This window comes from Aeromonas sobria (assembly GCF_000820145.1).
In the GTDB taxonomy this organism is placed as follows: Bacteria; Pseudomonadota; Gammaproteobacteria; order Enterobacterales; family Aeromonadaceae; genus Aeromonas; species Aeromonas sobria.
The window spans coordinates 63,792-76,691 of sequence record NZ_CDBW01000002.1 but is presented as its reverse complement, the minus strand read 5'-3'; the positions used below and the strand labels follow the sequence as shown (position 1 = coordinate 76,691).

10 protein-coding genes are annotated in these 12,900 nt (G+C 59.3%); 3 read left to right on the top strand and 7 right to left on the bottom strand.

Annotation, left to right across the window (positions count from 1 at the left end; all coding sequences use genetic code 11):
* Positions 1 to 58: 58 nt before the first annotated feature.
* Positions 59 to 274: a hypothetical protein gene (locus tag BN1135_RS00450; protein ID WP_005339659.1), complete on the top strand. Its 216-nt coding sequence runs from the start codon at positions 59 to 61 to the stop codon at positions 272 to 274.
* Positions 271 to 1,611 (top strand): DNA recombination protein RmuC, encoded by a 1,341-nt coding sequence (gene rmuC / locus BN1135_RS00445; protein WP_042018018.1) that lies wholly within the window; start codon positions 271 to 273, stop codon positions 1,609 to 1,611. Before BN1135_RS00450 ends, rmuC begins: the two co-directional genes overlap by 4 nt.
* 147 nt (positions 1,612 to 1,758) lie before the next feature.
* Here the strand turns inward: rmuC and add are convergent, their stop codons facing one another.
* The 5 genes from add to glnA form a co-directional block, all read right to left on the bottom strand.
* Positions 1,759 to 2,760, bottom strand: a complete 1,002-nt coding sequence (add, locus tag BN1135_RS00440) for an adenosine deaminase (protein ID WP_042018017.1) — start codon at positions 2,758 to 2,760, stop codon at positions 1,759 to 1,761.
* 141 nt (positions 2,761 to 2,901) lie between these two features.
* Complete coding sequence (gene glnG / locus BN1135_RS00435) at positions 2,902 to 4,320, bottom strand: nitrogen regulation protein NR(I) (protein WP_042018015.1); 1,419 nt, start codon at positions 4,318 to 4,320, stop codon at positions 2,902 to 2,904.
* A gap of 9 nt (positions 4,321 to 4,329) precedes the next feature.
* Positions 4,330 to 5,385 (bottom strand): nitrogen regulation protein NR(II), encoded by a 1,056-nt coding sequence (gene glnL, locus BN1135_RS00430; RefSeq protein ID WP_042018014.1) that lies wholly within the window; start codon positions 5,383 to 5,385, stop codon positions 4,330 to 4,332.
* An 86-nt stretch (positions 5,386 to 5,471) separates the two neighbouring features.
* The gene (locus BN1135_RS00425; RefSeq protein ID WP_042018013.1) at positions 5,472 to 6,047 is read right to left on the bottom strand and encodes a DUF4124 domain-containing protein; all 576 of its coding nucleotides are present in this window, start codon (positions 6,045 to 6,047) and stop codon (positions 5,472 to 5,474) included.
* Positions 6,048 to 6,162: 115 nt separating this feature from the next.
* A complete protein-coding gene (gene glnA / locus BN1135_RS00420) occupies positions 6,163 to 7,572 on the bottom strand; it encodes a glutamate--ammonia ligase (protein WP_042018012.1) in 1,410 nt (469 codons plus the stop codon).
* Between the two features lie 351 nt (positions 7,573 to 7,923).
* Here glnA and typA point away from each other — a divergent pair, with 351 nt between their 5' ends.
* Entirely contained in the window at positions 7,924 to 9,735 is a 1,812-nt protein-coding gene (gene typA, locus BN1135_RS00415; protein WP_042018010.1) for a translational GTPase TypA, read from the top strand.
* Between the two features lie 231 nt (positions 9,736 to 9,966).
* Here the strand turns inward: typA and BN1135_RS00410 are convergent, their stop codons facing one another.
* Both BN1135_RS00410 and trkA read right to left on the bottom strand, forming a co-directional pair.
* Positions 9,967 to 11,409, bottom strand: a complete 1,443-nt coding sequence (locus BN1135_RS00410) for a TrkH family potassium uptake protein (protein WP_042018009.1) — start codon at positions 11,407 to 11,409, stop codon at positions 9,967 to 9,969.
* Between the two features lie 90 nt (positions 11,410 to 11,499).
* Positions 11,500 to 12,876: a Trk system potassium transporter TrkA gene (trkA, locus tag BN1135_RS00405; RefSeq protein ID WP_042018008.1), complete on the bottom strand. Its 1,377-nt coding sequence runs from the start codon at positions 12,874 to 12,876 to the stop codon at positions 11,500 to 11,502.
* Positions 12,877 to 12,900: the final 24 nt, after the last annotated feature.

Here is a 12,900-nt window from a genome sequence, read left to right as displayed (position 1 = left end):
AGCGCAGTTGCCCTTGTGTAAGCTAGGCGGGTCTTTTTGTCTGGTTGAATGAAAACATATGTGGTTATTTCTCTGGCGTGCGTCCCTGCTCTACGTCTTTCCCCTGCTGATGTGGGCCTATTGCCGCATCAAGGATATCGAGTTCGCCGAGCTCGACACCGGCGTCAACACCCACAAGTGGGTGGTGCTGGCCGCCTACCTGATCTACGTGGTGCTCTGGATTTTGGTTAACCGCTATCTCGAGCTCTTCTTGCGTCAACGGAGTCGCAAATGATCGACCCCGGGCTCTGGGGGATCTTGCTGCCTGCGGCCGTGCTGGCCCTCGGGCTTGGTTGGCTGATCGGGCGGCGAGCGGCCACGGCGCAGGCTCAGGAACTGATGCTGGTGCAGGAGCGCCATCAGGCGCTGCAAGATCGCTTCGACGAGTTGCAGGATGAGCGGATGCAGGGCCAGCAGAAGCTGGATCAGCAGCAGACCCTACTGATCAAGCTCACCGCCCGCCTCAAGGATGCGGAAGCAACCCTGCGCAGCGAGCGGCTGGCCGCCGCCGAGAAGCTGCAACTGCAACAGGAGGCGGAACAGCGTCTCAGCCAGCAGTTCGAGAACCTCGCCAACCGGATCTTCGAGCAAAACTCCGGTAACTTCCGCGAATTGAACCAGAACAGCCTGGATCTGCTGCTCACGCCGCTCAAAGAGCAGCTGGAGGGCTTTCGCCGTCAGGTGGGGGAGACCCACGCCCAGGAGACGGCCCAGCGCCACAGCCTCAAGTTCGAGCTGGAGCGCCTCGCCGAGCTCAATGCCCGCATGACCGAAGAGGCAGCGGCGCTGACCCGCGCCCTCAAGGGCGACAGCAAGCAGCAGGGCAACTGGGGCGAAGTGGTGCTGGCGCGGATCCTCAGCGAATGCGGCCTGCGCGAGGGCCACGAGTACCACACCCAGGTCAATATCGAGGTGGAGAAGGGCAAGCGCTACCAGCCCGATGTGATCGTCCACCTGCCGCAGGAAAAAGACATCATCATCGACGCCAAGGTATCGCTGACCGCCTACGAGCGCTGGTACAACAGCGATGACGAGCTGGAGAAGGCGGTGGCGCTCAAGGAGCACGTCGCCTCGGTGCGCAACCATATCCGCGAGCTGGGCCGCAAGGATTACCAGCAACTGCCCGGGGTGCGTACCCTCGACTATGTGCTGATGTTCGTGGCGGTGGAGCCTGCCTTTTTTACCGCGCTGGAGGCCGATCCCTCGCTGGTGCGCTACGGCCTCGACCACAACATCCTGCTGGTGAGCCCTACCAACCTGATGGTGGCGCTGCGCACCATCGAGAACCTGTGGCGCTACGAGCGGCAGAACCAGAATGCCCGCCAGATTGCCGAGCGGGCCGGTCGTCTATACGAAAAGCTGCGGCTGTTTGTGGAGGAGATGCAGCAGATGGGTGGCAGCCTGCACAAGGCGCAGGAGAGTTACGACAAGGCGATGGGACGGCTGGTCAACGGCCGTGGCAACCTGATTGCGCAGGTCGAGCGTTTCCGCGAGTTGGGGGTGGAGGTGACCAAGAGCCTGCCCGAGCCTTTGGTGGAGCGGGCGCTGGAACGCGACAACGAGCGTGAGTAGTTTTCCCCTGCGCCGCCATCAGCCAAGGCCCAAACCCGGTTTGGACCTTGGCTGGTGGCGGCGGGCCCGTGCTCACTTGTCATCAGAAATCCGAAAAGCAAACGGCCCACCGAAGTGGGCCGTTTTTATTTGCAGTGCCGGTGTGGATCAGCGGCTGGCGGCGCGGGCGCTCAGCGCTGCTTTATCGCTATCACTCAGGAAGGCCAGGGTCAGGCCGTTCTGCTGGGCGGTGCGGATCTCGCTGGCGGTCATGCCAGCGGCCGGAGCGGCCACCTCATATTCGTGGGGCAGATCGATGCCCTCTACCGCCGGGTCGTCGGTGTTGAGGCAGGCCAGTACCCCGGCAGCCAGGAACTGGCGGATCGGGTGTTCGGTTAGGCTCGCTACCGTGGTGGTCTGGATATTGGAGGTGAGGCAGGATTCGATGCCGATGCGGTGTTCGGCCAGATAGGCCATCAGGGCCGGATCCTGAATCGCTTTGACGCCGTGGCCGATACGCTCGGCGCCCAGCTCGCGAATGGCTTGCCACATGCTCTCGGGGCCAGCAGCTTCACCAGCGTGTACGGTGACGTGCATGCCCGCATCGCGCACCTTGCGGAAGTGGTCGGTAAAGAGGGTGCCCGGGAAGCCCAGTTCGTCACCGGCCAGATCGATGGCGACCAGCTTGTCGCGGTGGGCCAGACAGGCGGCCAGCTCCTGATTGCACTGCTCGGTGCCGAAGGTGCGGCTCATGATGCCGATCAGGTTGGCCTTGATACCGAAGTCGCGGCTGCCAGCGGCCACGCCGTCGATGATGGCTTCCACTACGCCCTGCGGGTGCAGCTTGTGGGCCATCGCCATGTAGGCCGGGCTGAAACGCAACTCGGCATAGTCGATACCGGCCCGCAGCAGATCTTCCACGTTCTCGTAGGCGACCCGGCGGCAGGCATCGTAATCGGCCAGCACGGCAACGCCCCAGTCCAGCTTCTTCAGGAAGGCAACCAGGCTCGGCTCGTTTTCAACGATCTGCACGTGGGGGCGCAGCGCTTCCAGCTCGAAGGCTGGCAGCTGGATATTGTGTTGGCGACCCAGCTCGAGGATGGTTTGCGGGCGGATGTTGCCGTCCAGATGGCGGTGCAGGTCGGTCAGGGGGAGAGATCTGTCAATCATGGGGGCGCCCTCGTCGAGTCAGGTTTGAAAGCCTGCCATTCTAGGCGGGGCTTTCAAAAAAGATACCCCGTTTACGGCTAAACGGGGTTCTGGCGGGCGGTGATTTGTCAGGGCGTGATGGGAATCGTTTTTCCCCGGGACTCAGGAGAGATCGAGTTCCTTCAGCTTGCGGGTCAGGGTGTTGCGACCCCAACCGAGCAGGCGCGCCGCCTCCTGCTTGTGGCCGTGGGTGTGCTCCAGCGCTGTCTCCAGCATGATCCGCTCGAACTGGGGCATGGCATCGGCCAGGATGTCGGTCTCCCCCAGCGCCAGCTTGGCGGCAATCCACTCCTGCAACTGCTGTTGCCAGCAGCCGGGCATCGCCGGTTGACCCGGCTCAGCACTATTGCTGATCGGGGTCAGCAGTTCGGCAGGTAGGTCGCCGACCAGCACCTCCTGACCAGAGGCCATCACGGTGAGCCAGCGGCAGACGTTCTCCAGCTGGCGCACGTTGCCCGGCCAGGGCAGACGGCTGATATAGGCCTGGGTGTCCGGGTGCAGGCTCTTGGCCTCCACATTCAGCTCCTTGGCCGCTCGCAGCAGGAAGTGATGGGCCAGCTGGGGAATATCCTCACGGCGCTCCTTGAGGGCGGGGATGTGGATGCGGATGACGTTGAGGCGGTGGAACAGATCCTCGCGAAACTCGCCATCGGCGACCCGTTTCTCCAGATTCTGGTGGGTAGCGGCGATGATCCGCACATCCACCTGCACCGGCTGGTGACCGCCGACCCGGTAGAACTGACCATCGGCCAATACCCGCAGCAGCCGGGTCTGCACATCCAGCGGCATGTCGCCGATCTCGTCGAGGAACAGGGTGCCGCCGTCGGCCTGCTCGAAGCGGCCGTGGCGGATGTTGTTGGCGCCGGTGAAGGCCCCCTTTTCGTGACCGAACAGCTCCGATTCGATGAGATCTTTCGGAATAGCCGCCATGTTGAGGGCGATGAAGTTCTTGTGGGCGCGCGGGCTGTGCTTGTGCAGCGCATGGGCGACCAGCTCTTTGCCGGTACCGCTCTGGCCGTTGATCAGCACCGAGATGCTGGAGCGTGAAAGGCGGCCGATGGCGCGGAACACCTCCTGCATCGCCGGCGCTTCGCCGATGATCTCCGGTGTGGCGGTGGTCTCCTGCTGGCGCACCTTGCGCTTGGTGCGCTGCTCTTTGAGGTGATTCTCGGCGCGGCGCACCAGGGTCACTGCTTCGTCGATGTCGAACGGTTTGGGCAGGTACTCGAAGGCACCACGCTGGTAGGCGTTGACCGCGCTGTCGAGATCCGAGTGGGCAGTCATGATGATGATGGGCAGATCGGCCTGACGGCGGTGGATCTGCTCCAACAGGCTGAGGCCGTCGATGCCGGGCATCCGGATGTCGGAGAGGATCACATCGGGCGAGCGCAGCTCAAGGGCGTGCAGTAGGGCTTCGCCATCGGCAAAGCTCTCGCAGCTGAAGCCTTCGCTGCCGAGAGTGCGCTCCAGCACCCAGCGGATAGAGCTGTCGTCATCGACGATCCACACTTTGGCGGTCATGGGGTTCCCTTACTTGCGAAGCGGTAGAAAGATGGTGAATTCGGTGTGACCCGGCCAGCTGATGCAGTCAATCCGCCCCTTGTGCTGGTCGATCAGGTTCTGGGCGATGGAGAGGCCGAGCCCGGTGCCCCCCTCCTTGCCGGTGATCATCGGATAGAACAGGGTGTCGCGGATGGCATCGGGAATGCCGGGGCCGTTGTCGATGATCTTGATCTCCGCCGCCAGCCTGTAGCGCTGGCCGTGGATGGTGATCTGAAACGCGGTGCGAGTCTTGATGCGGATAAGCCCGGTCTGATCGCCGAGCGCTTCGGCGGCGTTGCGCACTATGTTGAGAAACGCCTGCTGCAGCTGATCCGGTTCCATCTCGAATTCCGGGATGCTGGGGTCGTAATCCCGCTCGATGCGTACCGTAGGTGGTAATTCCAGCTCGACCAGTCGGCGCACCTGCTCGAGTACCGAATGGACATTGTGCATCTGGTGACGGCCGGGGCGCTGGGGGCCGAGCAACCGATCGACCAGTACCCGCAGCCGGTCGGCCTGTTCGATGATGATGCCGGTGTATTCACGCAAGGCCGGGTCCGGCAGCTCTTTTTGCAGCAGTTGGGCTGCGCCGCGCAGGCCGCCGAGGGGATTCTTGATCTCGTGGGCCAGGCCGCGCACCAGCTCCTTGGCGGCCAGTTGCTGGGCATGCTGTTGCTGCTCCTGGCTGATCTTCTTCTGCTGGTCGATCTTGCGCAGCTCCACCACCATCAGTCGCTGCTCATGGTCGGCGAGCGGGCTGACGCTGATCTCCACCAGTCTGGGTTCTCCCTCCACTACCAGAGTCACTTCGCTGTCGGTAAAGCCTTGCCCTGAAACGAGGCAATGCTTGAGCCGCTGCAAGTCGAGGGAGATATGTTCCAGCAGATGGGGCAGTTCAATGCCGATCAACCGGCGTTCACTGAGGGAAAGTAGCTGTTCCGCCGCCGGGTTGACGAATTGAATGCAGAGCCGCTCATCCATCAGGATCACGGCGGTAAATAAATTATCCAATAGGGTCTTGGCATTATCCGAGCGGGTTGGCACAGGTTTCTCCCTAAAACGGTGCAATGCACCTGTAATGCACCGACATGGTGCATTGAGTTTACCCGCATCGGTGCGCTATATCACCCCTAGTCGGCCTTGGGGGTGGGTGTGGGAGCCGGAGTCACGCTTGCTCTATGCAGGTAAAAGGTGACTGAGCTGGATTTAGCAAGGATCGTACCGTCTTTGGCGAGCAGCTCGAGCCGCGCCTCGTGGGCACCGCGATCGACGTTTTCTACCCGGATCGACAGGCTGTTGCTGACGATGGGGGCGGCTTTGCCATCCAGGGTCAGGCGCACATCATACTGGGTCGGTGGTTTGGGGCTGATGGTGCCCTGAAAGACGATGTTGCCGGTGTTGTCGCGCAGCGTACTGCCCTGCTCGGGGGAGAGCAGTTCAATGGCCAGCTTGGCCGCCTCTTTTTCCTTCTTGGCATCGGCGCCGGTCAGGCTGTTGAAGTTGTCCACCTGTACCGAACGGGGCGAGCTGCCGATGAGGGGGGCGACCCGCAGATCGACCTCTTTGGCGCTCTTGCCCGGTGGTGGAGCATCTGTGTAGTGGGTGACGCCGCTGCCATCGACCCAGGAGTAAACCTTGGCCGCATCTGCAGCGAACGAGGTCAGCAACAGGAGGGCGAGAGTCCCTATGCCATGTTTGTTGTTCATCCATCTCTCCTTGACGGTATCTTGCTTAATCCTATCAGAGAAAAAACCCGCCAGATGGCGGGTTTTGTCACGATTAAGCAAGCTGGCCGGATTTAAACGGGCAGACTGTTCTGACTTAGACGGAGTAGTACAGTTCGAACTCCAGCGGGTGCGGGGTCATGCGCACACGGTCAACGTCATGCTGTTTCAGCTCCAGATAGGAGTTGATGAAGTCATCGCTGAACACGCCACCACGGGTCAGGAACTCGCGATCTGCATTCAAGGCTGACAGCGCTTCGTCCAGAGAGCCAGCAACGGTCGGCACTTCTGCGGCTTCTTCCGGCGGCAGGTCATACAAGTTCTTGTCCATGGCATCGCCCGGATGGATCTTGTTGATGATACCGTCCAGACCGGCCATCAGCTGGGCTGCGAAGGCCAGGTACGGGTTGGCGGCCGGATCCGGGAAGCGCACTTCGATACGACGGGCTTTCGGGCTCGGCACCACCGGGATACGGATGGAGGCAGAGCGGTTGCGGGCAGAGTAGGCCAGCATGACCGGTGCTTCATAACCCGGCACCAGACGCTTGTAGGAGTTGGTGGTCGGGTTGGCGAAGGCGTTGATAGCCTTGGCGTGCTTGATGATGCCGCCGATGTAGTGCAGTGCCATCTCGGACAGGCCGCCGTACAGGTCGCCCGCGAACAGGTTGACACCGTTCTTGGCCAGCGACTGGTGGCAGTGCATGCCGGAGCCGTTATCGCCGAACATGGGTTTCGGCATGAAGGTGACGGTCTTGTTGTAGGCGTGGGCCACGTTGTGGATCACGTACTTCAGTACCTGTACTTCATCAGCCTTCAGGGTAAGGGTGTTGAAGCGGGTAGCGATCTCGTTCTGACCGGCAGTGGCCACTTCGTGGTGGTGAGCTTCAACGACCTGGCCCATCTCTTCCAGCACCAGACACATGGCGGCGCGGATATCCTGGGAGGAGTCGACCGGTGCAACCGGGAAGTAGCCGCCTTTTACGAACGGACGGTGGCCCTTGTTGCCGTGCTCATACTCGGTGCCGGAGTTCCATGCAGCCTCTTCAGATTCGATTTTCACGAAGCTGTGGCCCATGGTGTTGGAGAAGGTGATGTTGTCGAACATGAAGAATTCCGGCTCCGGCCCGAACAGCACGGTGTCTGCGATGCCGCTGGACTTCAGGAAATCTTCGGCACGCTTGGCGATGGAGCGCGGGTCGCGGTCGTAGCCCTGCATGGTGGCAGGCTCGAGCACGTCACAAACGATGTTCAGGGTGGTCTCTTCAGTGAAGGGATCCAGCTTGGCGGAGGCTGCGTCCGGCATCAGTACCATGTCGGATTCGTTGATACCTTTCCAGCCGCCGATGGAGGAACCATCGAACATCTTGCCGTCTTCAAAGAAATCTTCGTTGACCTGATGAGAAGGGATGGATACGTGCTGCTCTTTACCCTTGGTGTCGGTAAAGCGCAGATCAACAAACTTGACTTCGTGTTCCTGGATCAGGGCCAAAACGTTCTGGGCTGACATGCTAAGTAACCTCCGGTGTTAAAAATCTTTGGGTGAATGCGTCATCGTATTCACATAAGCCAGTATCGTGCCAAGTTTGTGGCAGCTTGATTTCAGCGTCATCCCGCAGGAGATGCGCCCCAAAATCAGGCGGTCATGACTGGTCACGCATCAAATTAGTGCAACGATGGATCGTTTTGGTGCTCTAAAGTGGTGCATATCATACGGTCACTTCCCATCTAAGCAGGGTTTGTCGGGGCGGTCTATGATCCAGATCTGTAGTTGTGCGTGAATGGGCTGCAATTCTGCTAGGCAGATCACAAAGGCGAGAGTACAATTAGCGCCCAATTTTACCCGGTGATTGAGGCGAGAATGTTAGAGAATTTACGCAATATTGCGATTATTGCGCACGTAGACCACGGCAAAACTACCCTGGTTGATAAGCTGCTGCAGCAGTCTGGAACCCTGGACCGTACCACTGATGGTCAAGAGCGTCTGATGGATTCCAACGACCTGGAAAAGGAACGTGGTATTACCATTCTCGCCAAGAACACCGCGATCCGCTGGAATGACTACCGCATCAACATCGTTGATACCCCGGGTCACGCCGACTTCGGTGGTGAGGTTGAGCGTGTTCTGTCCATGGTTGACTCCGTGCTGCTGCTGGTTGATGCCGTTGACGGCCCGATGCCACAGACCCGTTTCGTGACCCAGAAAGCCTTTGCCAAGGGTCTGAAGCCGATCGTGGTTATCAACAAGGTTGACCGTCCGGGCGCTCGTCCTGATTGGGTTATGGATCAGGTATTTGATCTGTTTGACAACCTGGGTGCCACTGATGAGCAGCTGGACTTTAAAGTTGTTTACGCCTCTGCGCTGAACGGCTGGGCCTCCATGGATCAGGACGTTGAGTCTGACAGCATGGAGCCGCTGTTCCAGGCTATCGTTGATAACGTAAAAGCACCGAATGCCGATCCTGAAGGCGGCTTCCAGATGCAGATCTCCCAGATCGATTACAACTCCTACGTGGGTGTTATCGGTATCGGCCGTATCAGCCGTGGTCGCGTCAAGAGCAACCAGCAGGTTACTGTTGTTGGTGCTGATGGCAAGACTCGTACTGGTAAGGTCGGTCAGGTACTGGGTTACCTGGGCCTGGCTCGTACTGAAGTTGCAAGCGCGCAAGCGGGCGACATCATCGCTATCACCGGTCTGGGTGAGCTGAAAATCTCCGACACCATCTGTGATAACAACGCAGTTGAAGCCTTGCCGGCTCTGTCTGTTGATGAGCCAACCGTGAACATGACCTTCCAGGTCAACACCTCACCGTTTGCCGGTAAAGAAGGTAAGTTCGTTACTTCCCGTAACATCCGTGAGCGTCTTGACCAGGAACTGGTTCATAACGTGGCGTTGCGTGTGGAAGACACTGATGACCAGGACAAGTTCCGTGTATCCGGTCGTGGTGAACTGCACCTCTCCATCCTGATCGAAAACATGCGTCGCGAAGGCTACGAACTGGCGGTATCCCGTCCAGAAGTTATCCTGCGCACCATCGATGGCGTGCTTCACGAACCGTATGAGACAGTCACTGTCGATGTGGAAGAAGCGAACCAGGGTTCCGTGATGGAGCAACTCGGCCTGCGTAAGGGTGAGATGACCAACATGACTCCGGATGGCAAGGGCCGTGTGCGTCTTGACTTCATGATCCCGAGCCGTGGCTTGATCGGTTTCCAGACCGAGTTCCTGACCATGACCTCCGGTACCGGTCTGCTGTATCACAGCTTCGACCATTACGGTCCGCACAAGGGTGGCAGCATCGGCGAGCGTCAGAATGGCGTGCTGATCTCCAACGCAACCGGTAAGGCTCTGACTTTCGCCCTGTTCGGTCTGCAAGACCGCGGTCGTCTGTTTATCGGTCACGCTACCGAAGTATACGAAGGCCAGGTGATCGGTATTCACTCCCGCTCCAACGACCTGACAGTTAACTGCCTGAAGGGCAAGCAGCTGACCAACATGCGTGCCTCCGGTACCGATGAAGCTCAAGTGCTGACTCCGCCGATCCGCATGACCCTGGAACAGGCTCTCGAGTTCATCGACAACGATGAACTGGTAGAAGTTACTCCTAAGGCAGTCCGCATTCGTAAGAAGCTGCTGACTGAAATGGATCGTAAGCGTTCTGGCCGTGGCTAATGCCATGTGCTGAGTCGCTCAGGCGCTTTCGTAGCAGCTGACGATTCACCGATAAACGGGCCCAAACCTTTGGTTTGGGCTCGTTTTTTATGTCTGTGATTCACTCTGGTCGGTTTGCTGCTATCGAGCAGGCCATCAGGAACGGATGAGTGATGGGCAAAACGGGGCGCTTGAGATTAAAAAGCCGCAGCGGGTGAACGCTGCGGCTTTTTGCTGGTATGCAGAGAGGAGTTACTGGCGCCAGAAGGAGGGGAAGAACAGCACGGCGACCGTCAGGATCTCCAGTCGGCCCAGCAGCATGCCGAACGACAGCAGCCATTTTGCCGAGTCGGGCAGGCTGGCGAAGTTGGTGCTGGGGCCGACCACGGGGCCCATACCCGGACCTACGTTGGCGACGGCGGTGATGGAGCTGGAGATGGAGGTGAGTGGGTCAAGTCCGATGGCCGCCAGCAGCGCCGCAATCACCAGAATGATGGCGAAGTAGGCCAGCACGAAGGAGATCATCGAGCGGATGATGGCGTCATTGACCGTCCGGCCGTTGTATTTTTGCGGGAACACCGCAGAGGGGTGCATCAGCTGGCGCATCTGTTTTCTGAACAGGGCAAACGCCACCTGTACCCGGAAGATCTTGAGGCCGCCAGCGGTGGATCCTGAGCAGGCGCCCAGCGCCAGCAGCACGATGAAGACGATGCTGGCCAGCGGCCCCCAGGTGCCGAAATCGCCGAGGCCATAGCCAGTAGTGGTGAGCACCGAGACGATGTTGAAGCAGCTGATGCGCAAGGCATCCATAAAACTGAACAGGTCCCGCTGCCACAAATAGAAGGTCATGATGGCCGTCACCCAGACTACCAGCCAGAAAAAGCCGCGTACCTGGGCATCTTGGAACAGGCTGTAATCCTTGTGGTTGAGGCTCTGTACGTAGAGCAGGAAGGGCAGGCCGCCGAGGAACATGAACAGGGTACCAATCCAGTGTGCCGAGTTGGAGAAGTGGGACATGGATTGATCGGAGGTAGAGTATCCACCGGTACTCAAGGTGGTCATCGAGTGGTTGATGGCCTCGAACATGTTCATGCCGCTGGCCCAGTAAGCCATGAAGCAGAGCATGGAGAGCACCAGATACACCACTACTATGTTGTTGGCCACCGTCTTGGCTCGTGGCGCGCTCTTGTCAGACCAATCCGAGCTCTCGGTCTGGAACAGCTTCATACCACCGACGTTGAGGTAAGGCAGGATGGCGACCGCCATGACGATAAAGCCAACGCCTCCCAGCCACTGCAGGATAGATCGCCACAACAGGATGCTGTGGGCCATATTGTCGAGCCCGGAGAGCACCGTAGACCCGGTGGTGGTCACCCCTGACATGGTCTCGAAATAGGCATCCGCAAAGCCGATGTGATTGATGAAGACAAAAGGCAGGGCGCCAAAGATACAGGCCACTACCCAGACGGAGGTGGTGAGCAGGAACATCTCCCGCACCCCCAGATGAAATTCTGCCTTGCGGCCATAGTGCAGGCAGAGCAGCGCAGCACCATGAGTGATCAGCACCGATTTGAGAAATTCGATGAATCCTTCAGAACCGGTTAGCAGCGCCAGCAAGGTGGGTAGCCACATGAAGAGCGCCAGCTTGGAGAGCACCAACCCGAGGGTGAAGATAATGGGACGCAGCTTGATCATGTTCGATAACCTGGTCGTTGATTAAAAAAGACCCGGACAATTCCCTTCAGGGAGCCGGGTCTGGTTTGACAGCCTGTGCGCATCAATACGTTACAGGAAGAAAGGACTTGGCTGAAACAGCCGTTCCACTTCAGGGATGTACTTCTTGTCCACCAGGAACATGACTACGTGGTCATCCTGCTGGATTTTGGTGCGATCGTGGGCGATCAGCACCTCATCTCCCCGAACGATAGCACCAATGGTGGTGCCTGGTGGCAGCCTAAGTTCACCCACAGTCTTGCCGACCACCTTGGAGGTATTCTCGTCGCCATGGGCGATCGCCTCAATGGCCTCGGCAGCGCCGCGGCGCAAACTGTAGACGTTGGCGATGTCTGCCCGACGCACGTGAGTCAGCAGGGCCGAGATGGTGGCCTGCTGGGGTGAGATGGCGATATCGATCGGGCCACCTTGCACCAAATCCACGTAGGCACCGCGCTGGATCAGCACCATGGTCTTCTTGGCACCCATCTTCTTGGCGAGCAGTGCCGACATGATGTTGGCCTCGTCCTCGTTGGTCACCGCGATAAAGACGTCGATCTGATCGATATGCTCCTCGGCCAGCAGTTCCTGGTCTGACGCATCGCCACAGAAGACGATGGTGTTTTCCAGCAGCTCGGAAAGCTGCTCTGCCCGCTTCTGGTTGCGCTCAATGAGTTTGACGCTGTAACGCTTCTCCAGCTGGCGCGCCAGACCGGCCCCGATATTGCCACCGCCGACGATCATGATGCGGCGGTAGGGGCTCTCGAGGCGCTGTAACTCCGACATCACTGCGCGGATATGGCCTGCCGCCGCCACAAAGAACACCTCGTCATCTGCTTCGATGATGGTGGTGCCTTGCGGACGGATCGGGCGTCCCTGACGGAAAATGGCCGCTACCCGGGTCTCGATGTTGGGCATATGCTCGCGCAGGGTGGAGAGGGCATTGCCCACAAGCGGACCGCCGTAGTAAGCCTTTACTGCCACTAAGCCCACTCTACCACCGGCAAAATCAACCACTTGCAGGGCACCCGGATATTCGATCAGGCGACGGACATAGTCGGTGACCAGTTGCTCGGGGGCGATCAGGTGATCGACCGGCACAGATTCAGGCAGGAACAGGCGGTCCCGCTCGCTGAGATAGGCAGGGGAGCGGATCCGCGCCACCTTGTTCGGGGTGTTGAACAGGGTGTAGGCCACCTGACAGGCAATCATATTGGTTTCGTCACTGTTGGTGACGGCTACCAGCATGTCAGCATCTTGCGCTCCCGCTTCGCGCAGTACCTTAGGGTGAGCACCGTGGCCGTTGACCACCCGCAGGTCAAACTTGTCCTGCAGCTCGCGCAGGCGTTCGCTGTCGGTATCGACGATGGTGATGTCGTTGTTCTCCCCGGCCAGGTTCTCGGCCAGGGTGCCGCCGACTTGGCCGGCTCCCAAAATGATAATTTTCATAGGGAACGTCTACTCACATTGGTG

Bases quoted from the DNA above. Each gene is read 5' to 3' on its own strand.
- add (WP_042018017.1), bottom strand. From the start codon at position 2,760: ATGATTGACAGATCTCTCCCCCTGACCGACCTGCACCGCCATCTGGAC.
- BN1135_RS00425 (WP_042018013.1), bottom strand. From the start codon at position 6,047: ATGAACAACAAACATGGCATAGGGACTCTCGCCCTCCTGTTGCTGACC.
- trkA (WP_042018008.1), bottom strand. From the start codon at position 12,876: ATGAAAATTATCATTTTGGGAGCCGGCCAAGTCGGCGGCACCCTGGCC.
- glnG (WP_042018015.1), bottom strand. From the start codon at position 4,320: ATGACCGCCAAAGTGTGGATCGTCGATGACGACAGCTCTATCCGCTGG.
- BN1135_RS00410 (WP_042018009.1), bottom strand. From the start codon at position 11,409: ATGATCAAGCTGCGTCCCATTATCTTCACCCTCGGGTTGGTGCTCTCC.
- rmuC (WP_042018018.1), top strand. From the start codon at position 271: ATGATCGACCCCGGGCTCTGGGGGATCTTGCTGCCTGCGGCCGTGCTG.
- typA (WP_042018010.1), top strand. From the start codon at position 7,924: ATGTTAGAGAATTTACGCAATATTGCGATTATTGCGCACGTAGACCAC.
- BN1135_RS00450 (WP_005339659.1), top strand. From the start codon at position 59: ATGTGGTTATTTCTCTGGCGTGCGTCCCTGCTCTACGTCTTTCCCCTG.
- glnA (WP_042018012.1), bottom strand. From the start codon at position 7,572: ATGTCAGCCCAGAACGTTTTGGCCCTGATCCAGGAACACGAAGTCAAG.